This window comes from Arthrobacter sp. NPDC058192, from assembly GCF_042883665.1.
In the GTDB taxonomy this organism is placed as follows: Bacteria; Actinomycetota; Actinomycetes; order Actinomycetales; family Micrococcaceae; genus Arthrobacter.
Genome location: NZ_JBHVVJ010000013.1, coordinates 74,448 through 97,351, shown reverse-complemented (window position 1 = coordinate 97,351; position 22,904 = coordinate 74,448). Strand labels below are relative to the sequence as shown.

Below are 22,904 nucleotides of genomic sequence, written 5' to 3'. Positions count from 1 at the left end.
AACGGGACCGGCCCGGCGGACTGCCGGCAGCTTGCAGCTGTAACCGCGACGGCGCCCACCGCCCGTTGCGGTCACGGCCTTACAACCAGGAGGACCATTGGCGCCCAGTTCACGCAGCGCCCGCGAGGCGAAGCGGCGCGTCCAGCAGATGGAGGCCAGGCGCGGTCTGCGCCGGGACCAGGACAAGCGCCGCAAGCGTGACAACGTTCTGGCTGTCAGCGCCGGCGCAGGGGCGATTGCCCTGGCCCTGATCATGCAGCTCACCGTCTTTTCTTCAAACCCGACCGAAGAAGAGGTCACTGCCGCGCAGGAGGGACTAGCGAGCCCGTCAGCGTCCGCCACGGCGACTGCTGCCGCGACGAATGCCGCCAACATCCCCAAAGCGGATACCGCCGCGGGCAAGACCTTTACCGGCGAACTGAAACTGAATGGCGGCGCGTTGGGCGTTGAGCTCGATGGCACGAAGGCTCCGCAGGCCGCGGCCGTTTTCAAGTCCCTGGCCGACCAAAACTTCTACAAGGGCCTCAATTGCCACCGGCTGACCACGGCCGAAAACTTTGGTGTCCTGCAGTGCGGTTCCAAGTCCGGCAACGGCAGCAGCGATCCGTCCTACGTCTGGGGTCCGGTGGAAAACGCCCCGGCGGACAACAAGTACCCCGCGGGAACGATCGCCGTGGCCCGGACCAGCGGCAACGCCAACAGCAACGGAACGCAGTTCTTCATCGTGTACAAGGACACGGTCATTCCGGCCGATGCCGCTGGCGGCTACACGGTGGTGGGCAAGGTGACGTCCGGGCTCGACGTGGTGAGCAGGATCGCCGCCGCCGGACTTAAACCGGGCGGGAGCGCCACCGACGGCGCACCTGTGGAACCAGTCACGATAGACTCGTTCTCACTGAAGTGACCAGCCGCGGCCCTGAAGGCCGTGGTCCGGTATCCCTCCAAGCGAAAGACTTCTAGCGGTGACAGAGAGTCAGAAATCCGACGAAACATTGGCAGCAGCTGCTGCCAACGAAACCGAAGCCGAGGCAACCCTGGCCCAGGGTGCTGGCGCTGCCCCGGACGCGTCCGGCGATGTAGCCGGCGAGACGGCGCCGGCCGCGGCTGAGACTGCGGAGCCGGCCACGAGCGACGCCGCCGAGGCTGCCGAGCCGGCCGAAGAAGCCGCGCCTGCCGCTGAGCCGGCCGAAGAAGCCGCGCCAGCCGCCGCGCCGGCCGCTGCTGCTCCCACGCCGTCCCCGCGCCCGGCGCCGGCCCCCCGGCCCGCGCCGACTCCGGCAGCATTCGCCGCCCGCCCCAAGGCCAAGCCGTCCCCGGCCGCTCCGGCTCCCGCGCCGGCGGCCGTGTCCTCCGCAGCCTCACTGGCCGAAGCAGCCCGCTGGGGCCGGGCGGAGGACGACGGCCACGTATTCCTGACTATTGACGGCACGGAATACCCCGTCGGCCAGTACCCGGGGGTCAGCGCCGACGAGGCGCTGGGGTACTTCGCCCGGAAGTTCGACGACGTTGTGGCCCAGATCGACCTGCTTGAACAGCGCGTCAGCTCCAAGGCACCCACCACGGACATGCAGAAGACCGTTACGCACCTGCGGGAGCAGCTCGCCGAACGGAATATGGTGGGTGACTTCCGCTCCGCGGAGGCCCGGCTGGACGCCCTCGTGACGCAGATCGGCGAGCTTGAGAAGGCCGAGAAGGCCGAACACGATGCCGTCCGCGCCGCCGAACTCGCCGCCCGCGAGGCCATCGTGGCCGAGGCCGAGGAGATCGCCGGGCATGATCCGGCGCAGATCCAGTGGAAGACTTCCAGCGCCCGGATGAACGAACTCTTCGAAAGCTGGAAGACGGCGCAGAAGAGCGGCGTCCGGCTTGGCCGCAGCAACGAGGACGCCCTGTGGAAGCGGTTCCGCGCCGCCCGCACGGTCTTCGACCGGCACCGTCGCGCCTACTTCTCCCAGCTGGACAGCACCAATTCTGCAGCCAAGGCTGCCAAGGAAAAACTCATTGCCGAGGCCGAGGCGTTGTCCTCATCGACGGACTGGGGCTTTGCCGCCGGCGAGTACCGCCGCCTGATGGAGGACTGGAAAGCGTCCCCCCGCGCCAGCCGCAAGGACGACGATGCCCTGTGGGCGCGGTTCCGCGCCGCGCAGGATGTCTTCTTCACCAACCGGCAGGCAGCCAACGACGAGATCGACCAGGAATACGGCGCGAACCTCGTCGTCAAGGAAGCGCTCTTGGCCGAGGCCAATGAGCTCCTGCCGATCAAGGACCTCGCAGCCGCCAAGAAGGCGCTGCAGTCCATCCGCGACCGCTGGGAAGAAGCCGGCAAGGTTCCGCGTGCCGACATGGGCCGCATCGAAGCGGGCCTCCGGAAGGTCGAGGACGCCGTCCGTGAGGCCGAGGACGAGAACTGGAAGCGTTCCAACCCTGAGACGAAGGCGCGCACCAACAGCGCGCTGACCCAGCTGGAAGCTGCCATTGCCGGCCTCAAGGAAGACTTGGCAAAGGCCGAGAAGGCTGGCGACGAGCGCAAGATCAAGTCAGCCAAGGAAGCCCTCGAGGCGAGGCAGGCCTGGCTGGAGCAGCTCGAGCGTTCGGCGAGCGAACTCGCCTAAGCACGTCAGGCAGCCAACTCAGGCCCCGTTCCGGTTTATCCACATGACCGGACCGGGGCCTGTTCTGTGTGCGGGTAAGCGGCAACGATGGCGGAATGGTACTCATGCCCCGCGCTCCCGCTCCGGGTCCGGGCCCCACGCGGGGGCAGGGTCCGAGGGCTCAGGGCGGGGAGCCAAGGGCCCAGGGACTGGGGCAATGCGAGCTCTACTCCCCCGGTGCCCTGTTTTCCTGGCCGGAACTGCAAGCCATGGCCGCCGACGGCGTGCTGACGCAGCTGTACCAGCGCGGCTACCTGCCGCCCGGCGCCCCTGCCAGCCCGCAGTTGCGGGCCCGCGCCGCGGCCCTTGCCGTGGCGCCGGCGATCCGGCAGCGGGTGGTGGCGGGGCGGATGACAGCCGCTTGGATTTACGGCTGCGCCGCCGAACCTGACCGCCTGGCACTGCTGGTCGATGCCAACCGGCGCATATCCAGCCTCAGGTCCGTGCGCGGCTGCACGTTCCATGAAGTGCGTTTGGGGCCGTTCGACGTGGTCAGCATGGGAGGCTTGATGGTGACCAGCCCGCTGCGAACCGCGCTGGACGTCGCCCTGCACGTGGAGGCGGAACGCGCCGCGCCAGTCCTGAGCGCTTTCCTGGCCAGACCCGAGCTGGGCGTTCGGCTCCGGCTACTCAGGCTCGCGATTGAGGCCAGCCCCCGCGTCCCACACAGGAGGGCGGCACTGGCCAAGCTCAGCGCCCTGGCGCCGCCCCTGAATGAACTGCCCCCGGAGGGGCCGCCGGTGGAGCCATCACCAAAGGAACGGTCCCCGGATAATCCGTCCTCGTAGGAGCCGGTCTGGGTTGGTTAGGTTGGCTAGTTGCGGCGGCGGTTGCCGGTGGTGCGGTACACGTCGAAGACGCCGTCGATCCGGCGGACGGCGCTGAGCACGTGGCTGAGGTACTTCGGATCGCCCATCTCGAAGGCAAACTTGGAGATCGCGACCCGGTCCGTGGAGGTATGCACACTGGCCGCCAGGATGTTGACGTGGTTGTCCGAGAGCACGCGGGTGACGTCCGAGAGCAGCGACTTGCGGTCCAGGGCTTCGACCTGGATCTCCACGAGGAAGACGCTGGACTGCGTGGGTGCCCAGTCCACTTCCACAATCCTGTCCGGCTGGTCCATCAGGCCGCTGACGTTCGTGCAGTCGGTCCGGTGCACCGACACCCCTGAGCCGCGCGTGACGAACCCCAGGATCGGGTCCGGCGGCACGGGTGTACAGCACCGGGCCAGCTTCACCCAGACATCGTCTACGCCGCGGACCACAACCCCGGAATCGGAGAACCGGGCCTTGCTGACCTGCGTGGGGATGGAGACCTCGGAGAGATTGTCGTCCGGGTGCTCGTTCCCGCCGAGGCTCTCGACCAGGCGTTCCATGACGGACTGCGCGGACGTGTGTCCGTCACCGACACCCGCGTAGAGTCCTGAGATGTCCGTGTACTTGAAGTCCTCGGCGATCGCGGCGAGGGCGTCATGGGTCATCAGTCGCTGCAGCGGGAGGTTTTGCTTCCGCATCGCCTTGGTCAGCAGGTCCTTGCCGCGGTCGATCGCTTCCTCGCGGCGTTCCTTGCTGAACCACTGCCGGATCTTGTTCCGGGCCCGGGCGCTCTTTACGAAGTGCTGCCAGTCCTGGCTGGGGCCGGCACCCTCTGCCTTGGACGTGAAGATCTCGACCCAGTCGCCATGGTTCAGTTCGCTGTTGAGCGGCACGAGCTTGCCGTTGACGCGGGCGCCGATGGTCCGGTGGCCCACCTCGGTGTGCACGGCGTAGGCAAAGTCCACCGGGGTGGAGCCCGCCGGAAGGGCCATGACCTCGCCCTTGGGGGTGAAGACGAACACTTCGCGGGCGTTGATTTCAAAGCGCAGCGAATCGAGGAACTCGCCCGGGTCCGAGGTTTCCTGCTGCCAGTCGACCAAGGAGCGCAGCCAGCCCATGTCGCCGTCGCGCGGGCTGCCCGGGCCCGCCGCGGTCCGGTTCGGCTGGTCCTTGTACTTCCAGTGTGCGGCGACGCCGTACTCGGCCCGGCGGTGCATCTCATGCGTCCGGATCTGGATTTCCACCGGCTTGCCGCCCGGACCGATCACCGTGGTGTGCAGCGACTGGTACATGTTGAACTTGGGCATCGCGATGTAGTCCTTGAACCGCCCGGGCAGGGGGTTCCAGCGTGAGTGCATCGCGCCCAGCGCCGCGTAACAGTCCCGGACGGAGTCGACCAGGACGCGGACGCCCATGAGGTCGTTGATGTCGTCGAAGTCCTTGTCGCGGACGATCATCTTTTGGTAGATCGAGTAGTAGTGCTTGGGCCGGCCGGTGATCGTGGCCTTGATCTTCGCGGCCCGAAGGTCCTCGGTGATCTGGTTGCGGATGACGGCCAGGTTCTTCTCGCGCTCCGGGGTCCGGTCCCCCACCATCCGCACGATTTCCTCGTACACCTTGGGATAGAGGGCCGCAAAGGACAGATCCTCCAGCTCCCACTTGATGGTGTTCATACCGAGCCGGTGGGCCAGCGGCGCGAAGATTTCCAGGGTCTCGCGGGCCTTGCGCGCCGAGGATTCAGCCGAGACGAAACGCCAGGTACGGGCGTTGTGCAGCCGGTCGGCGAGTTTGATCATCAGGACGCGGATGTCCTTGGCCATGGCCACGACCATCTTGCGGACGGTCTCGGACTGGGCCGCCTCGCCGAAGCTGACCTTGTCCAGTTTGGTGACGCCGTCCACCAACATGGCCACTTCCGGGCCGAATTCAGCCTTGAGGTCGGCCAGGGTGTAGGAGGTGTCCTCGACGGTGTCGTGCAGCAAGGCTGCGGCGAGGGTGGTGCCGCTGAGCCCCAGTTCGGCGAGGATGGTGGCGACCGCCACCGGGTGCGTGATGTACGGGTCGCCGCTCTTGCGTTTCTGTCCACGGTGGCAGCGTTCGGCCACCAGGAAGGCGCGCTGGATGAGGTCGAAGTCTTCTTTGGGATTGTTGGCGCGCACGGTGCGCAGCAGCGGCTCCAGGATGGGGGAATAGGCGGGCGCCCCGCGGCCCGTCAGCCGAGCAAGGCGCGACCTCGTGCGTTCACGCCGGCCCGGAAACGTTGGCCGGGCGCCGGTGTTGCCGACAGGTACTGGCACATCGGGACGTCCGGGAGCCACCAAGCCAGTCGGATGACCCTGGCCTGGGCCCTTGTCCACAGGTGCCACCGGCACCGGCGTCGAACGTTCTTCCAATGGAGCACCTCTCGCGACCGGTTTAATTATTCAAGTGTATTCCCGCGGCAGGATACTTCGATAACCCGCCGGAATGCGGAGACGGGCCGAAGACCGTCCTCAGGACGTTCTCCAGCCCGTCGATGGACCGTTCAAGGGCGGACCGTTAAGGGCAGCAGGGGCATGGGGTGCCCCGCCACCCGGGGCATCAGACCGTCCCGCGAGGGGTGGACTCAGGCCGGCGCGGCCGTTGCCTGCGCGCCAGCCTTGGCGGCCGCGTCCGCGCGCCGCTGCTCCACGCGCTTGGCCTGCTTGACCAGGTCAGGTTCGCCTTGCCGCAACGCGGCGTACAGCGGTGCCGCGATAAAGATCGTCGCGGCGGTGCCAACCAGGATGCCCACAAACAGCGCCAGGGACAGGTCCCGCAGGGTTCCGGCGCCCAGCAGCCCGGCACCGATGAAGAGGATGGCGCCAACCGGCAGGATCGCCACCACCATGGTGTTGATGGAGCGGACCAGGGTCTGGTTGATGGCGAGGTTGACCTCTTCGGCGAACGTCCGCCGGGTGGATGCCTGGATCTCCGACGTGTTCTCGCGGATCTTGTCGAACACCACCACGGTGTCATACAGGGAGTAGCTGAGCACGGTGAGGAAGCCGATAATCGCCGACGGTGTCACTTCGAAGTCACTGAGCCCGTAAACACCGGCGGTAATGAACATCGTGACGACCATCCCGACGAGGGCCGAGAGCGACATCTTCCAGGTCCGGAAGTAGAGCGCCATCAGTACGGCAGCCAGGCCGACGAAGGTTGCCAGGCCGATCAGGGCCTGCTTGGTGACGTCGGCGCCCCAGGTGGGGCCGACAAAGGTGGAGGTGACCTCGTTCTCCGTCACGCCGTAGGCCTTGGTGAGGCCTTCCTTGATCTGCAGTGTCTCGTCGTCGCTGAGCTTGTCCGTCTGGATGCGCATGGTGTTGCCGGCGACGTTGGCCACGCGGGGCACGGCGCCCGGCACGACTTGCTGAACGGCCTTCTCGCCGCGGGATGCCTCGGTGGACGTCACGTTGGAGACGGTGAACTCGGAGCCGCCGCGGAACTCGATGCCAAGGTTGAAGCCGCCCTTGGCGACCGGGATCAGGATCGACAGGGCGACCGCGATCCCGGCAATCAGGAACCAGACCTTCCTGTAACCGACAAAGTCGTAGGAGCGCTTGCCCGTATACAGCTCATTGCCGAACGTTGAGAAGTTGACCATTTACTTGCCCTCCTGGGATGTGATCTTGGAGGACCCGGCGAGCTGCCCCTGCTTTGCCTGCTCCTGCTTTTCCGCGAGTCGTCGTTCGGCGATCGTCATCCGGCGCTCCGCCTCTGCCGCGGCTCCGGAATTCTTCGCCCGCACCAGCACGGGCTTGTCCTCCGGGGTACGGAGCCGGCCGGCCCCACGGTACAGCGGGACGGCACCGAGGCGCTTCGGGTCAAGACCCGAGAACCGGTGGCCTTCGCCGAAGAACTTGGTCCGGGCCAGCAGCTGCAGGGTGGGGTGGGTAAACATGAAGACGACGATGAGGTCGGCGATGGCGGTGAGGCCGAGGGTGAAGGCGAAGCCGCGGACGTTGCCCACCGCCACGAAGAACAGCACGACGGCGGCGAGGAGGTTTACGGCCTTGGACGCCAGGACGGTGCGCTTGGCCCGCTTCCAGCCGTTCTCCACGGCAGAGACCAGGCCGCGGCCTTCGCGAAGTTCGTCGCGGATGCGTTCGAAGTAGACGATGAAGGAGTCCGCCGTCTGGCCGATGGCGACGATCAGGCCAGCCACGCCGGCGAGCGAAAGCCGGTAGTTCTCGGTCCAGCCGAGGATGGCGATGGCAAGGAACGTCAACACTCCGGCGATCACCAGGGATGCGACAGTCACGAAGCCAAGGGCTCGGTACTGGAACAGCGAGTAGACCACCACGAGCAGCAGGCCGATCAGGCCGGCGAGCATGCCCATGCGGAGCTGCTCCCCGCCAAGGGTTGCCGAGATTTGCTGTTCGCTCTGGATTTCGAAGCTGATCGGCAGGGCGCCGAAGCGAAGCTGGTCGGAAAGGGCCTTCGCGGATTCCTCGGTAAACCCGCCCGTGATCTGCGGGCGGCCATCAGTGATGACGGCGAGGGAACGCGGGGCGGAGATGACCTGGTCGTCCAGGACGATGGCGAACTGGGCCTTCGGATCGGAACCCGTCTCGCCGCCGCCGGCGGCGTAGAACTGGTACAGGCGCTGTGTGACGTCCTTGAACTTGGCGGTGCCCGCCTCGTCGAACTGAATGTTGACGGCCCATTCGTTGGTCACGGCGCCCTGGGCGCCGCGCTGCAACTGGAAGGAGGAGGACTTGATGTTCGAGCCCTTCACTTCAACCGGGCCCAGGATGTATTTGATGGCAGGTGACTTGGCCGACGCAGGCTCACAGGTCACCAGCGGCTTCGTCGGATCGGACCGCTGCTGCTTGTCCTGCGACGGGTTGTCGCAGTCAAGTGCCTCAAACTGCTTGTAGATCGCGGGGGTAATCCAGTTTGTGTCGCTGCTGTTCGCCGGCGCGGCCGTCGGTTTGGGTATTTGGCCTTCCGGCGTACGTGATGCTGCGGGGACTGCGGCGCCGGCGCCCGTCTGGAGAACGGGGCGGAAATTCATGTCCGCGGAAGCCTGGATCAGCGCACGGGTCTCCTTGGCAGGAGTTCCCGGAAGGCTGACAACGACGTTGCGGCCGGACTGCGTGCTGATCTCAGCTTCGGCAACGCCGGAGCCGTCGACGCGCTGACGAATGATCGCCACGGCCTGGTTCAGCTGATCTTCGGTAATACCCGAACCGCCCTCAACCTTGGGCGCCAGAATCATCTGGGTGCCGCCTTCGAGGTCCAGGGCGAGCTTGGGAGTCCACCCGGCCTGGCCGGCAATGGTGCCGCCCGCCAGAACGGCGGTCATGGCGGCGATGAGTACGCCAAGCCATACCAACGTTCTGATGGCTGAGTGTTTGGGGCCAGTTCGTGCCATTGTCGATCTTTCTATTTATTGACGGCGGATCCGCCGGCGGGGGCACTTGGCCCCGCCAGCGGATGCCCGCAACCGTTGCTTCGCGGGATAGCCCAGGTAGGCAGACTAGCTGTCTTTCTTGCCCTCGTCGTTGAGTCGGCGCAAGGTTTCCTCGGGGGTTTCGGTCCGGGGCGCTTCGTTAAGAGGGGCGGCGCTGTCCGTCTTCTCCATGGTCAGTGAGTTGTCAGTGGTCACGGAGTCCTCCGTGGTCAGCGAGGAAGCGTCGTGGGGAACAACTGTCGGCTCCTCCGCCGCCGCTACCGGCTCCACAATCTTGGTGACAGCCTGGCGGTGGACAGTGGCGGTATTGCCCGGGGACAGCTCGAGCGTGACCTTGTTCTCGGCCTCGTCGATGTCGACGATCCGGCCGAACAGTCCGAAGCTCGTCATAACCTCGACGCCAGGCCCGAACTTGGACTGGAGCTGGGTCTGCTGCTGCTGGGTCTTCTTGTTCCGTCGGAACATCATGAAGACGAACACACCGAGCATGACGAACAGGAGAATTGTCATTGGATCCAAGGGGATTGTTCCGTTCTGTACTTGCATAGCTGTTTTTCAGCAACGTCCGTTTGCTCCGGGCGGCGCGGGGCACGAGCCGCCACGGAACCCTGTCCGCGAGACCATCCCCCGCCGCCGGCGGCTACCTACTCTCCGCCCACGGAAACAAACCCGGACGTGCCGAGCGTCATACCAGTCTAAAGGGAAAAGCTGAAAGAACGGTGCTAGCTGCTATAACGGAACCGTTCCGGACCAGTTTCGTCGCCGAATTCTGCGCCGATTTCTCCGCCGGGGTTGCCTGGCGTCCCGTCGCCCCGCTCGTCGGATTGGAACAGCTCCAGGGGATCTTGCCCAAAGACTCCCGCGGGCACGGCGAAGCCCAGGTGTGTCCATGCAGGGGCCAGGGCGATGCGGCCCCGGGGCGTCCGGCCGAGCAGCCCCTCACGGACGAGGTACGGCTCGGCGACGGTTTCCACGGTCTCTGTTTCCTCGCCGACGGCGATCGCCAGCGTGGAAAGGCCCACCGGTCCTCCGCCGAACTTGGTAATAAGGGCTTCCAGAACGGACCGGTCCAGCCGGTCCAGCCCGCGCTTGTCCACCTCGTACATGTCCAAGGCCGCGGACGCCGCTCGGGCATCAATTTGCTCGATGCCGTGCACGAGTGCCCAGTCCCGCACCCGTCGCAGGAGCCGGTTGGCGATGCGGGGCGTGCCCCGGGACCGTCCGGCGATCTCGCTGAATCCCGCCGAATTGACCTTCAGGTCCAGCAGGCCCGCGGACCTGCGCAGGACGAGCTCCAGCTCTTCGACTGAATAAAACTCGAGGTGGCCGGTGAAACCGAAACGGTCACGCAGCGGTCCGGGGAGCAGACCGGCGCGCGTGGTGGCGCCCACCAGCGTGAACGGCGGCAGCTCGAGCGGGATGGCGGTTGCGCCGGCGCCCTTGCCGACGACGATGTCCACGCGGAAGTCCTCCATGGCCATGTACAGCATTTCCTCGGCCGGCCGGGACATGCGGTGGATCTCGTCCAGGAAGAGGACTTCGCCTTCAGAGAGCGAGGACAGGATGGCCGCGAGGTCGCCCGCGTGCTGGATGGCCGGCCCGCTGCTGATCCGCAGCGGAACGTTCATTTCCGCGGCGATGATCATCGACAGCGTGGTCTTTCCCAGGCCCGGAGGGCCGGAGAGCAATACATGGTCCGCGCTGCGGCCCCGCATGCGCGAGGCCTCAAGGACGAGGGACAACTGCTTCCGGACCCGGTGCTGGCCCACGAAGTCGTGCAGGTTCTTGGGCCGCAGGGCGGCTTCAATAGCGCGCTCCTCCGGCTCCTCTCCCCCGGCAACAATGGACGGCTCAGCCACGCGCGCCTACCCGGTTTCCGGCGCGGGCGCCGTCCTGCCCGAGCCACCGCAGCGTAGCGCGGAGGATCTCCGCCACGTTGCCGGCCGCGGCCAAATCCGGGGAATCGGCGAGGGACTTGTCAATGCTGGCGGCCGCGTCCTTCTCGGACCAGCCAAGGCTGGTCATGGCCGCGACGACCTGCGGCTTCCACACGGACTCCGCGGAAACCTGCGGCACCGACGCCCCGGCCGTGCCGTGCGGGACGAGCTTGCCGGCGAGTTCCAGCACAATACGGCCAGCCACCTTGGGGCCGATGCCGGGGACCTTCGTGAAGGCCTTGCCATCGCCGGAGTGGGCGGCCACGCGGATGGCTTCGGGTTCGTGGACGGCCAGCACGGCCAGGGCCAGGCGGGGTCCGACGCCGCTGACGCTGAGCAGGACGTCAAACACAACACGTTCGTCGTCGCTCGCAAAGCCGAACAGGGTCAACGAGTCCTCGCGCACAATCAGAGACGTGAACAGCTTCCCCTCTTCCCCCACGTGGAGGCTGCTGAGCGTCTGCGGCGTGGCGTTGACGCTCATGCCGGCGCCGTTGAGGTCGATCACAGCGGAGGACAGGCCTACGTGCGCTACGGTTCCGCGAAGAAAACTGATCAAGGCCTGGCTCCTGGTCTACAGCTTGGTGTGTCTTCAGATGGGGGGTGTACGGCTTGCTGCGATCCGCAACCACGAACCAGATGACAAGCCGGCCGGCGACCCAATCGTCCGAACATATCTACGAATACCCTACCAAGTTCCATGGGGGGTACAGGCGGACATTAGCGCGCGCGGCGCGCCTTGGCCTCCGCGTCCGCCCACGCCCGCTGGGCCGGGGTGAGCGACTGGCTTCCCGGGCCCGTCGTCGAGACGGCGGCGCCGCTGCCGGCCCGCCAGGCGTGGGTGATGGCCAGGGCCAGGGCGTCGGCGGCGTCGGCGGGGCGCGGCGGCGCATCCAGCCGGAGGATCTTGGTTACCAGCTTCGTCACGGCGTCCTTGTTGGAGGTGCCGCTGCCCGTTACCGCGGCCTTGACTTCGGACGGCGTGTGGAGCGCCACCGGGATGCCGCGGCGGGCGGCGGCCGCAATGACGACGCCGGAGGCCTGGGCAACGCCCATGACGGTGCTGACGTTGAGCTGGGAAAAGACCCGCTCCACGGCGAGGACGTGCGGTTCGTACCGGTCCAGCCAGTCGTCGATGGAAGTGGCGATGACGAGCAGCCGCTGGTCCAGGCTCTCCTCTGGTGAGGTTCCCACCACACCGAAGTCAACCATGGTGGCACGCCGGTTCTTTTCGACGTCGACGACGCCGATGCCGCAGCGGGTGAGGCCCGGGTCAACCCCCAAGACGCGCAGCGTCAAGGTCGGGCCGTCAAGACCGGGCCTCAAAGTCACGTCGTGGTGACCGGGTCACTCGGCTTCCAGTGCGGCCTGCACTTCGTCGCTGAGGTCGGCGTTGCTGTAGACGTTCTGGACGTCGTCGAGGTCCTCCAGGGCGTCCACGAGCTTCATGAACTTCTTAGCGGCGTCGACATCCAGCGGCACCTCCATCGAGGGCACGAATTCGGCCTCGTCGGTGTCGTATTCAATCCCGGCTTCCTTGAGCGCATCGCGGATGGCCTGCAGGTCGGTCGGCTCGGAGTGGATCTCGAAGCTGTCGCCGTTGTCCTTGACTTCCTCCGCACCCGCGTCCAGGACGGCCATCAGCAGGTCATCCTCGGTGAGGCCGTTCTTGGGCAGCGAAACCACACCCTTGCGCGTGAAGAGGTAGCTGACCGAGCCGGGATCGGCGATGGTGCCGCCGTTGCGGGAAATGGCCAGGCGGACCTCGGAGGCGGCACGGTTTTTGTTGTCCGTGAGGCACTCGATCAGCAGCGCCGAGCCCTGGGGGCCGCGGCATTCGTACATGATCTCGGTGTAGTCCACGACCTCGCCGGTAAGCCCGGCGCCGCGCTTGATGGCGCGGTCGATATTGTCGTTGGGGACGGAGGTCTTCTTGGCCTTCGTGACGGCAAGTTCCAGGCCCGGGTTGCCCGCGAGGTCCGGGCCGCCCATCCGCGCGGCAACTTCGATGTTCTTGATCAGCTTGGCGAACGACTTGGCCCGGCGGCTGTCAATGATGGCCTTTTTGTGCTTGGTCGTTGCCCATTTGGAGTGGCCTGACATGCTTTACGCTTCTCCTCTGATCATTCGAATAAACAGTTCATGCACGCGCTTCTCCCCCGTCACTTCCGGGTGGAAGGAGGTGGCCAGCAGCTTGCCGGAACGCACTGCAACAATTCTAGCCGTCCCGTCGAGGGATTCGGGGTGGGCCGCCTTGGACGGCTCCACCTGCGCGAGGACCTCGACGCCGTCGCCTGCGCGCTCTACCCAGGGCCCGCGGATGAAGACGGCGTGGACGGGAGCGACTTCGCCGTCTGCCGCGCTGAACTCCAACTCCTTGAAGTCGAGGTCCGTCTCAAAGGACTCGCGCTGCCGGCCGAACGCGTTGCGGCGCACCGTGATGTCGAGCCCGCCGAAGGTCTGCTGCGGGTTGCCGGCGAGGTCCGTTGCCGGGTCTGCGATCTCGTCGGCGAGCAGGATCATGCCGGCGCATGAGCCGTAGACGGGGAGTCCGTCGGCGATCAGTTTGCGCAGCGGATCCGTGAGCTCGAAGGCTCGCGCCAGCTTGTCGATGGCCGTGGATTCACCGCCCGGAATAATCAGTCCGTCAATGCCGTCGAGTTCGGCCGGCCGCCGGATTCCGAGGCCTGTGGCGCCCATTGCTTCCGCTGCTCGCAGGTGCTCCCGGAAATCGCCCTGTAGCGCCAGGACACCGATCCGGAGGCCTGTTCCCACGCGTGATTCACGGGAATAAGAGAGGGTGGTCATCTCCTCAGCATAATGCGCCGCGCGTGCCCGGAACGCATACGGCCGCACCGGGCGTCCAGGTTCCATGCCTCTGCTGGGATATATTACTGAGCATGCTTTACTTCAGCGTTCCGCTCGGCAAGCTCGTCCGCCGGGTCTCCCGGCTCAGGGGCGGAGGCTCGGCCCTTCCCGGGCTTGTAGTCGAAAAAATCGACCCCGGTTTCATGCAGCGGACCCTGTCCACGCTGCCCCAGGGGGTCGCCGTCGTCAGCGGCACGAACGGGAAGACCACCACCACCAAGATGGTGGTGGAACTGCTGGAAAGCCAAGGACTGAAGGTCTTCACGAACCGCACCGGCAGCAACTTCACGCGCGGTGTGGCCGCGGCGCTGCTGGGCGAAGTGGACTGGCGGGGCCGGCTGGATGCCGACATCGCGGTCCTGGAACTCGACGAGGCGCATGCCGTGCACTTCGTCAACAGGGTCCCTCCGCGGTACAGCCTCCTGCTCAATGTCCTCCGCGACCAGCTGGACCGTTTCGGCGAGATCGACAAGACCGCGGAGCTGCTCCAGCACATCGCCGCCAAGACCACCGGGACTGTGGTTCTGAACCGGGAAGACCCCCGGGTAGCGCGGATTGCCGGGACGCTGAACGAACCGGACGTGCTGTACTTCGGGCTCGACGATTCCCTGCTGAGCACCTTCCCCAACGACGACGAAATGCGCGCGGCGCCGGGCAGCCCGGTGCCTGCGGCGCCAGCCCGGGCGGACGCCGACGTCGTGCTGCGCCGGGTGGGCGCCAATGACGCCGATTTCGAGTACGACGGCGGCACGGTCACCACGCCGATGAAGCTGCGCGGCGTCTACAACATTTTCAATGCCGCCGCCGCGCTGACCCTGGCGCGCGCGATCGCAGGCGCCCGCGGCACGGGCACCGACCAGGCCGGTCTGCTCACGGCCCTGTCCAACGTGGCGCCGGCGTTCGGCCGCGGTGAAAGCCTCGTGGTCGATGGCCAGCCGCTGGAACTGGTTCTGGTCAAGAACCCCAGCGGCTTCCGCCTCGGACTAAAGTCCTTCCCGGCCGCCGGTTACGCCACCATGATCGCAATCAATGACAACTATGCGGACGGCCGGGACATGTCCTGGCTGTGGGATGTCGAATTCGACACGCTCCGCGACGGCGGCGTGGACCAGCTGACGGGCTCCCGCGCGTACGACATGGCGCTGCGCCTGCAGTACGACGACGTCGCCATCGGCGCCGTCGACACGGAGATTGCGCCGGCGCTGGCGGCGTTCATCCGCGGCGGCCAAGGCAAGCCGAAGAGGATCTTCTGCACGTACACGGCCATGCTGGCCATCCGCCGCGAGCTGTCCAAAATCACCACAGTGGAGGTGGTCTCATGACCCCCCGATCCCCGGAAACCCCGCACGGGCTCTCTTTTGGGCACGAACTGCCGCCCAAAGACTCCCCCGCGCCGAGCAAGGGAACCCTTCGGGTCCTGCAGCTCTACCCGCGCGACATGAACATCTACGGCGACTGGGGCAACGCCCTGGTTCTCGCGCAGCGCCTGCGCTGGCATGGCTACACACCCGAGCTGCTCGAATACAACGTCGGTGACCCGTTCCCCTCGGACGTTGACCTCATTGTGGGCGGCGGCGGGCAGGACAGCGGACAGCTCGTGATCCAGGACGACCTGCTCTCCCGCGAGTCCACGCTGAAGGAACTGGCCGAAGACGGCACCCCGATGCTCGTGATCTGCGGGCTCTACCAGCTCTTCGGAAAATTCTTCAAAACCCGGCTCGGCACGGTCATTCCGGGCATCGGCATCCTCGATGTGGAGACGCACGGCACCGATGAACGCCTGATCGGCAACGTCACCGTCTCCTCCCCGGAATTCGGCAACATCCTGGGCTACGAGAACCACAGCGGCCAGACCACTCTGGGACCCGGCGTCGAGCCGCTTGGAACCACCGCCAAGGGCACCGGCAACAACAGCGCCGACGGCCAGGAGGGCGCCCGCTACCGCAACATCGTGGCGAGCTACCTGCACGGCTCGCTGCTGCCCAAGAATCCGGCCCTGGCGGACTTCCTGATCCGGGCCGCCGTCGAACGCAAATACGGCAGCTTCACGCCCGGCACGCCGGATGACTCCTACGCGGTGCTGGCCCGGGAACACGCTGCCCGCCGGCCCCGCTGAGGAGCCGGGAGAACGGCGGAGGACCAGATGATTCGGATTGAGCGGGACGACCCGGGGCGACTGGATGTGCAGAAGCTCTTGGGCGAGCACCTCGCGGACATGTACGCGACGTCGCCTCCGGAGAGCGTGCACGCGCTGGATCACGAATCGCTTTCCGGTCCGGGGATGACGTTCTGGACCGCCCGGCAGGACTCCGAGGTCCTCGGCTGCTGCGCGCTCAAGCAACTGGACGCCGGGCCCGGCAAAGAGAAACAGGGCGAGATCAAGTCGATGCGCACCGCGGCGCATGCCCGCGGCCGGGGCGTTGCCACGGGTCTGCTCGAACACCTCCTTGCGGAGGCCCGGCGAAGCGGCTACGAACAATTGTTCCTGGAGACCGGAAGCCAGGAATTCTTCGCCCCCGCCCGCCGGCTGTATCAGCGGCACGGGTTCGTCGACTGCCCGCCGTTTGGCACCTACGTACCCGATCCGAACAGTATCTTCATGACCCGTGTACTGCCCTAATTGCCGTTGACACTAATTGCCGCTGACGAACGCCAACACGTCGCGTGCGACCCTGCTGCTGGCGGCCACCCGAAGGTGACCGAGGCCTTCATACCAGATCAGCGTGCAGTCCGGGATCAGCCCGGCGGTCTCGGCAGCAACATCCTTGGGAAAGAATCTGTCGCTGTCGCCGCAGATAAGCAGTACAGGCGGCTGGATCCTCGGCAGGACCTCCCGGGAATTGAAGCTCAGCTCCGCCCGGGCTTCAGTCTTCACGTCCTCCGGCGGGTAGTCGGAGGCGGCCAGCAGGCGACCACCGATGAGGGGCCCCAGCAGCCGGCGGAGCCATTGCAGCCGCGTCTCTGGAAACAGGTACTCGGCGAACACAGTCCCCGCCCGCCCGGCGTCGCCGTTGGCGATGGCGCCCGCCATTCGCGTATCGAAGTCCTTGCCCCAGTCGCTTAGCTCAGCCGCGGCGACAACGACGACGATCCGGCCGGAAGCGTCGGGGTGCAGGGCCGCCAGGTACTGCGCAATCATTCCGCCGAACGACTCGGCCACCACGACGTCGACGTGTCCGCCGAACTCCTCCGTGATCACGTGGGCGTAGTCGCCGGCCATGTCGGCAATCGTGTGCCCGTGCGGCATGTTCCTGCGCCGGGTCACCACCCAGACGGAAAAGCCCGCGTCCAGATACGGCTCAAACTGCCGCCGGATCATCCGGCGCATCATCCCCTGGGGCACCGCACTGCCGGGGCCGCCCTGGATGAACAAGAGCGTCTTCGGGCCGCTGCCCCAGCACAGGTACTCCATGCCGTTGCCGAACATCCCGCTCCTGGCGGTGCGTTCGGCCGGCCGCTGCGCCGCTGTCACCGGCTGACGTGGCTTTCCCGCAGCAGCTGCGCGAACTCCGAGGGCCGGGACGCCGGCCACCAGTGGCCGCTGTCCACCCTGACGACAGTCAGCTGATCCACCCACGCCTCCAGTCCTTCCACGAGACCCGGTGACAGGAAGGGATCCTTGAGCGGCACCACCACCTGGACGGGCATCGTCACGCGGCCGCCTGCCGGCCAGTTCTCCGACGAGAAGAAGTTGGCGCGGTAGAGCGCCAGCCCCCGGACCGGGTCATCGCCGACGTCGCGCTTCGCGGTCTGGGCGTAGCGTTTGGTGAGGAACAGCCGCCAGGCGGCCTCCGGCAGCTTCGGCACGAGGAAGGCTGCGATATACCAGCTGCGGGCCAGCTGCCCCGCCAGCTGCGGCCAGGCGCGTGGCCGCGAATACCGGCCGCGCACCCAGCGGGCGAAGTGCCGCAGGTCCGGGCCCGAGATGGAAGTGTACCGGCCGATCAGGCCCGCGGCCCGGGGGTCCTGGACGGCGGCCCAGCCCTGGATCGATCCCCAGTCGTGCCCCACGAGATGAACGTCCGTGGCTCCGACGGCCACCAGCACGGCGAACATGTCATTCACGAGCGTCTCCAAGGTGAAATCCCCGGGGAGACCGACTGCGGCCGATGCACCCGCGTTCCGGGTGTCGTAGGCGACCACGTGGTGGCTCCGGGCCAGGTCACGGATGGCAGGCGAGTAGACCCGATGGTCGTCCGGGTAGCCGTGCACCAGCAGCAGTGTCGGCACATCCGGCCCGGGCTCGAGTCCGTACTCAAACACGGCCAGCGCAGCCCCGGGCGACGCCACGATGCGCCGCCGCTCATTCAACGTCTCCATGCTGCCCAAGCTTAGGGCCCCGGACAGAATGAGCCGGTCATTTTGCGTCGGCGGACTCACAACACCCCGCGCCACCGTTGAGAAACACCCGCCATGCATGAAAGAGTTCCTTCATGACCAATCCCCTCCTCAGCCCCAGCACCCTGCCCTACGGCCTGCCGCCTTTCGCGGATATCGAAGACGCACACTATGCCGAGGCCGTTGAGGCCGGCCTGGCCGAACAGCTTGCCGAAATCCAGGCCATTGTGGACAACCCGGAGGCCCCGTCCTTCGAGAACACCGCCCTCGCCATGGAACGCTCGGGCCGGCTCCTGGAACGGGCGGCGGCGTCCTTCTTCACGCTCGTTTCCGCGCACGCATCGGATGCCATCCGCGATCTCGAAACCCGTCTCTCCCCCTTGTTCTCCGCCCACCAGGATGCCGTCTACCTCAACAGGGGGCTCTACGAACGCTTCGCGGCGCTGGACCCCGCCGCCCTGGATCCGGAGTCCGCCCGTCTCGTGGAGGAATACCTTAAGGAGTTCCGGGCCTCGGGCATCCAGCTTGACGACGCCGGACAGCAGCGGCTCAAGGACATCAATGCCGAGCTTGCCCGCCTGGGCACCGAGTTCGGGCAACGTGTGAAGGAAGGCATGAAGTCCGCGGCCCTGCTGCTGGAGGACGCCACCGACCTCGCCGGCCTGCCCGCCGACGACGTCGCCAGCGCGGCGGAGGCCGCCCGGACCGCCGGACACGAGGGCAAGTTCCTGCTCACGCTGATCCAGCCGAGCAACCAGCCTGCCATGGCGGCCCTGGCGAACCGGGATGTCCGCCGTCGGCTCTACGAGGCCTCGATCGGGCGCGGCAGCGGTGGCGGCAACCTCGATGTCCTCGATCTGGTCAAGGACATGGTCCGGTTGCGCGCCGAGAAGGCCGCCCTGCTGGGGTTTGCGAACTTCGCCGAACTCACTGTGGACCGGCAGACGGCGCCGGACTTCCAGGCGGTGCAGGACATGATGAGCCGGCTGGCCCCCGCAGCCGTCCGCAATGCCGACCGGGAGGCCGAAGCGCTGGCCGAGGCCGCCGGCCACCCGCTCGAGGCTTGGGACTGGGCGTATTACTCGGCCAAGGTCAAGCGCGAGCAGTACGCCGTGGACGAGCAGGCGCTGCGCCCCTATTTCGAGCTGGACCGGGTTTTGAAGGACGGCGTGTTCTTCGCTGCGAACGCCCTGTACGGCATCACTTTCCACGAGCGCACCGACCTCGCCGGCTACCACCCGGACGTTCGCGTCTGGGAGGTGAAGAATTCCGACGGCACTGACCTTGGCCTGTTCCTGGGCGACTACTACACCCGTGACACCAAGCGCGGCGGAGCCTGGATGAATTCCCTCGTGGAGCAGTCCGGGCTGCTGAACACCCGATCAGTGGTGATCAACAACCTCAACATCTCCAAGCCGCCGGCCGGCGAGCCCACCTTGCTGACACTGGACGAACTGCGCACCACGTTCCACGAGTTCGGCCATGCCCTCCACGGGCTGTTTTCCGCCGTCACCTATCCGCGGTTCTCCGGCACCAACGTGCCGCGGGACTTCGTGGAATACCCGTCGCAGGTCAACGAAATGTGGATCATGTGGCCCGAGGTCCTGGCCAACTACGCGCGGCACTACGCGACCGGCGAAGCCCTCCCGCAGGAAACCGTCGACAAGCTCAATGCCGCCCAGCTGTGGGGGGAAGGCTTCGGCACCACGGAATACCTCGGCGCAGCCCTACTGGACCTGGCCTGGCATGTGCTGGACGTATCCGGGACCCCCGATGATGCCCTCGAATTCGAAGCCAAGGCCCTCGCGGCGGCCGGCGTGGCGCACAGTCTCATCCCGCCGCGCTACCGGACGGGCTACTTCCAGCACATTTTCGCCGGCGGCTGGTACGCCGCCGGCTACTACTCCTACATCTGGAGCGAAGTCCTGGACGCCGACACCGTGGAATGGTTCAAAGAAAAGGGCGGACTCAGCCGGGCCAACGGCGATTTCTTCCGGGCCGAGCTGCTTTCCCGCGGCAACAGCCGGGACCCGCTGGAGTCGTTCCGTTCCTTCCGAGGCCGGGACGCGGACCTAGGCCCGCTGCTCAAGCGCCGCGGCTTGGACTGACCCGCCATATCCAAATAGCTAGCAGCAGGGGCCGTTCTGCGGGCTCAGAACGGCCTCTGCTGCGAGTTGGTTGGAAGAAACGACGACGGCGGCGAGTCACCCAAGAGAGGTGACTCGCCGCCGTCGTACTAATGAGGAGCGCAAGGCGCCGGGCGGTGTGATCCGACCGTCGTTCAAACAGGAGCGCGAGGCGCCGGGCGGTGTGATCCGGCAGCTCGCGGTTTACGTTCAGGCGACAAGCGCGCCCGACTCTCTCGGCTTAAGCGCCCGACTCTCTCGGCTTAATAAGAGAGGGCGCAGAGGCTCAACATTCGGGGCGCCCTGCGCCACGAATGTTGAGAAGCGTCCGAACGTTACCAGCCGCGCTCGGCGAGGCGGTGCGGCTGCGGGATCTCGTCGACGTTGATGCCGACCATGGCCTCGCCCAGGCCGCGGGAGGCCTTGGCAATCTCGTCCGGGTCGTCGTAGAAGGTGGTGGCCTTCACGACGGCGGCGGCGCGCTGGGCCGGGTTGCCGGACTTGAAGATGCCGGAGCCGACGAACACGCCGTCGGCGCCGAGCTGCATCATCATGGCGGCGTCGGCCGGGGTGGCGATGCCGCCGGCGGTAAACAGCACCACCGGGAGCTTGCCGGTCGCGGCGACTTCCTTGACCAGTTCGTACGGCGCCTGCAGTTCCTTGGCCGCGACGTAGAGCTCGTCCTCCGGCATGCCGGCGAGCTTCTTGATCTCAGCGCGGATCTGGCGCATGTGCGTGGTGGCGTTGGAGACATCGCCGGTGCCGGCCTCGCCCTTGGAGCGGATCATCGCCGCGCCCTCGTTGATGCGACGCAGGGCCTCACCGAGGTTGGTGGCACCGCACACGAACGGAACGGTGAAGTTCCACTTGTCGATGTGGTTGGTGTAGTCGGCCGGGGTCAGGACCTCGGACTCGTCGATGTAGTCCACGCCGAGGGACTGCAGGACCTGCGCCTCGACGAAGTGCCCGATCCGGGCCTTGGCCATGACCGGCACGGAGACGGCGGCAATGATCTTGTCGATCATGTCCGGATCGGACATGCGGGACACGCCGCCCTGGGCGCGGATATCGGCCGGAACGCGTTCCAGCGCCATCACTGCCACGGCACCGGCGTCTTCGGCGATGCGGGCCTGCTCGGCGTTGACGACGTCCATGATGACGCCGCCCTTGAGCATCTCCGCCATGCCGCGCTTGACGCGGCTGCTGCCCGTGACGTTCTTCGCGGACGCGCCGGCTTCGCTGCTTACATCAGGTGTAGACACAAAAACCCCTATGGGTAGATAGATGACCTCGCCGGGGCGCGGACGGCACGTTCATGCCGTGTCTCGCACACACCGGATTACCGGATCCATTGGCCGGTAAAGCTAATACTAGCCCCCGGCCGGGGGCGTGGCAGAATTCCGGTTACGGCAGCTTGACCCGCTCGGGGCCGCGGTTTCTCTGCACGGGCCCGACGCCGTGAGGCGGGCTCAGGCCGGCTGTTCCGTGGCGGTTCCTTCGGGTTCCGCCAGCGACTGGCGGTGCACCGTCACGATGCGCTGGATCACCGTTATCAGGCTCGCTGCCGCGAGGAGGCACAGCGTCGCGAAGAGCACGACGGCGGGCAGGCCCAGGCCGGTGAGTCCCGTGACCACGAGCACGGACACCAGCCGCTCGGCGCGCTCGGCAATCCCGACGTTGGCGTGGAAACCCAAGGCTTCCGCCTTGGCCCGCGCGTAGGAGACCACCATGCCCAGCACGAGGCAGACGACGGCGGCGATGGCGATCGGCGGATTGGCGCCCCCGGTGAAGAACCACACGGCGAGGCCGGCAAACAGGGAGCCGTCGGCCACGCGGTCCAGCGTGGAGTCCAGGAAGTTGCCCCACCGGCCGCCCCGGTGCTGCATTCGGGCCATGATCCCGTCAATGACGTCCGAGAAAATAAAGGCCGTGATGAACAAGGTTCCCCAGAAGAGCTGTCCGAGCGGGTAGAACACCAGGGAGCCGACCACCACGCCGAGTGTGCCGACTACCGTCACGGCGTCCGGAGACACGCCGATCTTCAGCAGCCAGCGGGCAAACGGCGAGAACAGGGCGGTGAAGAAGCCTCGGGCGTGCCTGTTAAGCATCCTTCTCCCCGAGCGCTTGTTCCTGCCCCGGCAAATCCTGCGGCCACGCATCCGCCACCTGCTGTCGAACCTCGCCGAGGGTCTGCGTGATCGCCTTGGTCTGGGCAATGATGGGGAAGAAATTCCCGTCCCCGCCCCAGCGCGGCACCACATGCTGGTGCAGGTGGCCGGCAATGCCTGCCCCGCCGGTGACCCCCTGGTTCATGCCCAGATTGAAACCGGACGGATTGGCGACTTTGCGCAGCACCCGCATGGCTGTCTGGGTCAGCTCGGAAAACTCGGCCGTTTCCTCGACCGTGAGATCCGTGTAGTCGGGGATGTGCCGGTAGGGGCAGACCAGCAGGTGGCCGGGGTTGTACGGGAACAGGTTCAGCACCACGTAGCTGGTCCTTCCCCGGTACACGATCAGGGAGTCTTCGTCCCCCCGCTCCGGCGCGGCGCAGAACGGGCAGTCGTCCGGGTTCTTGAACTGGTGCTGGCCGCCCTTGATGTACGCCATCCGGTGCGGGGTCCACAGGCGCTGGAAGGCGTCCGGGACCCCGGCCAGGCCGAACTCATCCGTCACGTCGTGGTCGCCCGGATACTCCGGCCCGGCCCCTGTGGTTTCCTGCACGCGCTGCCCTT

Annotated in this window: 21 protein-coding genes; 7 read left to right on the top strand and 14 right to left on the bottom strand. The window is 66.6% G+C overall.

Annotated elements, in window-relative coordinates:
• The first annotated feature begins 97 nt into the window (after positions 1-97).
• From ACFVVK_RS14120 to ACFVVK_RS14110, 3 genes are all read left to right on the top strand, one after another.
• Positions 98-904 (top strand): peptidylprolyl isomerase, encoded by an 807-nt coding sequence (locus ACFVVK_RS14120; protein WP_390267931.1) that lies wholly within the window; start codon positions 98-100, stop codon positions 902-904.
• A 58-nt stretch (positions 905-962) separates the two neighbouring features.
• Positions 963-2,612, top strand: a complete 1,650-nt coding sequence (locus ACFVVK_RS14115) for a DUF349 domain-containing protein (RefSeq protein WP_390267929.1) — start codon at positions 963-965, stop codon at positions 2,610-2,612.
• 95 nt (positions 2,613-2,707) lie between these two features.
• Positions 2,708-3,439 carry a hypothetical protein gene (locus tag ACFVVK_RS14110; RefSeq protein ID WP_390267927.1) on the top strand — a complete coding sequence of 244 codons (732 nt, stop codon included), beginning with the start codon at positions 2,708-2,710 and terminating at the stop codon, positions 3,437-3,439.
• Positions 3,440-3,465: 26 nt separating this feature from the next.
• Here ACFVVK_RS14110 and ACFVVK_RS14105 read toward each other — a convergent pair whose 3' ends face one another.
• The 9 genes from ACFVVK_RS14105 to pdxT all read right to left on the bottom strand — a co-directional run bounded on the left by ACFVVK_RS14105 (position 3,466) and on the right by pdxT (position 13,648).
• Positions 3,466-5,823, bottom strand: a complete 2,358-nt coding sequence (locus ACFVVK_RS14105) for a RelA/SpoT family protein (protein WP_390268071.1) — start codon at positions 5,821-5,823, stop codon at positions 3,466-3,468.
• A gap of 248 nt (positions 5,824-6,071) precedes the next feature.
• Positions 6,072-7,091 (bottom strand): protein translocase subunit SecF, encoded by a 1,020-nt coding sequence (gene secF, locus ACFVVK_RS14100; RefSeq protein WP_390267924.1) that lies wholly within the window; start codon positions 7,089-7,091, stop codon positions 6,072-6,074.
• Positions 7,092-8,864, bottom strand: a complete 1,773-nt coding sequence (secD, locus tag ACFVVK_RS14095; RefSeq protein WP_390267921.1) for a protein translocase subunit SecD — start codon at positions 8,862-8,864, stop codon at positions 7,092-7,094.
• Positions 8,865-8,969: 105 nt separating this feature from the next.
• The gene (gene yajC, locus ACFVVK_RS14090) at positions 8,970-9,413 is read right to left on the bottom strand and encodes a preprotein translocase subunit YajC (RefSeq protein ID WP_390267918.1); all 444 of its coding nucleotides are present in this window, start codon (positions 9,411-9,413) and stop codon (positions 8,970-8,972) included.
• Positions 9,414-9,625: 212 nt separating this feature from the next.
• On the bottom strand, positions 9,626-10,762 hold the full coding sequence (gene ruvB, locus ACFVVK_RS14085; RefSeq protein ID WP_390267915.1) for a Holliday junction branch migration DNA helicase RuvB: 1,137 nt from the start codon (positions 10,760-10,762) through the stop codon (positions 9,626-9,628).
• Positions 10,755-11,399, bottom strand: coding sequence for a Holliday junction branch migration protein RuvA (gene ruvA / locus ACFVVK_RS14080; protein ID WP_390267912.1), 645 nt, complete (start codon positions 11,397-11,399; stop codon positions 10,755-10,757). The genes ruvB and ruvA overlap by 8 nt, the downstream gene beginning before the upstream one ends.
• 161 nt (positions 11,400-11,560) lie before the next feature.
• On the bottom strand, positions 11,561-12,139 hold the full coding sequence (gene ruvC / locus ACFVVK_RS14075; RefSeq protein ID WP_390268068.1) for a crossover junction endodeoxyribonuclease RuvC: 579 nt from the start codon (positions 12,137-12,139) through the stop codon (positions 11,561-11,563).
• Between the two features lie 48 nt (positions 12,140-12,187).
• Positions 12,188-12,943, bottom strand: a complete 756-nt coding sequence (locus ACFVVK_RS14070; protein WP_390267909.1) for a YebC/PmpR family DNA-binding transcriptional regulator — start codon at positions 12,941-12,943, stop codon at positions 12,188-12,190.
• A gap of 3 nt (positions 12,944-12,946) precedes the next feature.
• Positions 12,947-13,648 carry a pyridoxal 5'-phosphate synthase glutaminase subunit PdxT gene (gene pdxT / locus ACFVVK_RS14065; RefSeq protein WP_390267906.1) on the bottom strand — a complete coding sequence of 234 codons (702 nt, stop codon included), beginning with the start codon at positions 13,646-13,648 and terminating at the stop codon, positions 12,947-12,949.
• 92 nt (positions 13,649-13,740) lie between these two features.
• Between pdxT and ACFVVK_RS14060 the strand changes: the two genes are divergently transcribed.
• Genes ACFVVK_RS14060 through ACFVVK_RS14050 form a run of 3 tightly spaced genes read left to right on the top strand, consistent with a single transcriptional unit; the run spans position 13,741 to position 16,328 of the window.
• Positions 13,741-15,030 carry a MurT ligase domain-containing protein gene (locus tag ACFVVK_RS14060; protein WP_390267903.1) on the top strand — a complete coding sequence of 430 codons (1,290 nt, stop codon included), beginning with the start codon at positions 13,741-13,743 and terminating at the stop codon, positions 15,028-15,030.
• On the top strand, positions 15,027-15,824 hold the full coding sequence (locus ACFVVK_RS14055) for a type 1 glutamine amidotransferase (RefSeq protein ID WP_390267900.1): 798 nt from the start codon (positions 15,027-15,029) through the stop codon (positions 15,822-15,824). The genes ACFVVK_RS14060 and ACFVVK_RS14055 overlap by 4 nt, the downstream gene beginning before the upstream one ends.
• Before the next feature lie 27 nt (positions 15,825-15,851).
• Complete coding sequence (locus ACFVVK_RS14050; protein ID WP_390267897.1) at positions 15,852-16,328, top strand: GNAT family N-acetyltransferase; 477 nt, start codon at positions 15,852-15,854, stop codon at positions 16,326-16,328.
• Positions 16,329-16,340: 12 nt separating this feature from the next.
• Here the strand turns inward: ACFVVK_RS14050 and ACFVVK_RS14045 are convergent, their stop codons facing one another.
• Positions 16,341-17,180 (bottom strand): alpha/beta fold hydrolase, encoded by an 840-nt coding sequence (locus ACFVVK_RS14045; RefSeq protein WP_390267894.1) that lies wholly within the window; start codon positions 17,178-17,180, stop codon positions 16,341-16,343.
• Entirely contained in the window at positions 17,177-18,028 is an 852-nt protein-coding gene (locus ACFVVK_RS14040; RefSeq protein ID WP_390267891.1) for an alpha/beta fold hydrolase, read from the bottom strand. Before ACFVVK_RS14040 ends, ACFVVK_RS14045 begins: the two co-directional genes overlap by 4 nt.
• 113 nt (positions 18,029-18,141) lie before the next feature.
• On the opposite strand from ACFVVK_RS14040, the gene ACFVVK_RS14035 reads away from it, so the two are divergent.
• Positions 18,142-20,154, top strand: a complete 2,013-nt coding sequence (locus ACFVVK_RS14035) for a M3 family metallopeptidase (RefSeq protein WP_390267889.1) — start codon at positions 18,142-18,144, stop codon at positions 20,152-20,154.
• A gap of 353 nt (positions 20,155-20,507) precedes the next feature.
• On the opposite strand, the gene pdxS is transcribed toward ACFVVK_RS14035, so the two are convergent.
• From pdxS to ACFVVK_RS14020, 3 genes are all read right to left on the bottom strand, one after another.
• Positions 20,508-21,434: a pyridoxal 5'-phosphate synthase lyase subunit PdxS gene (pdxS, locus tag ACFVVK_RS14030; RefSeq protein WP_390267886.1), complete on the bottom strand. Its 927-nt coding sequence runs from the start codon at positions 21,432-21,434 to the stop codon at positions 20,508-20,510.
• A gap of 207 nt (positions 21,435-21,641) precedes the next feature.
• The gene (gene pgsA, locus ACFVVK_RS14025; RefSeq protein ID WP_390267883.1) at positions 21,642-22,280 is read right to left on the bottom strand and encodes a phosphatidylinositol phosphate synthase; all 639 of its coding nucleotides are present in this window, start codon (positions 22,278-22,280) and stop codon (positions 21,642-21,644) included.
• Positions 22,273-22,893, bottom strand: coding sequence for an HIT family protein (locus tag ACFVVK_RS14020; protein WP_390267880.1), 621 nt, complete (start codon positions 22,891-22,893; stop codon positions 22,273-22,275). The genes pgsA and ACFVVK_RS14020 overlap by 8 nt, the downstream gene beginning before the upstream one ends.
• Between the last annotated feature and the right edge of the window lie 11 nt (positions 22,894-22,904).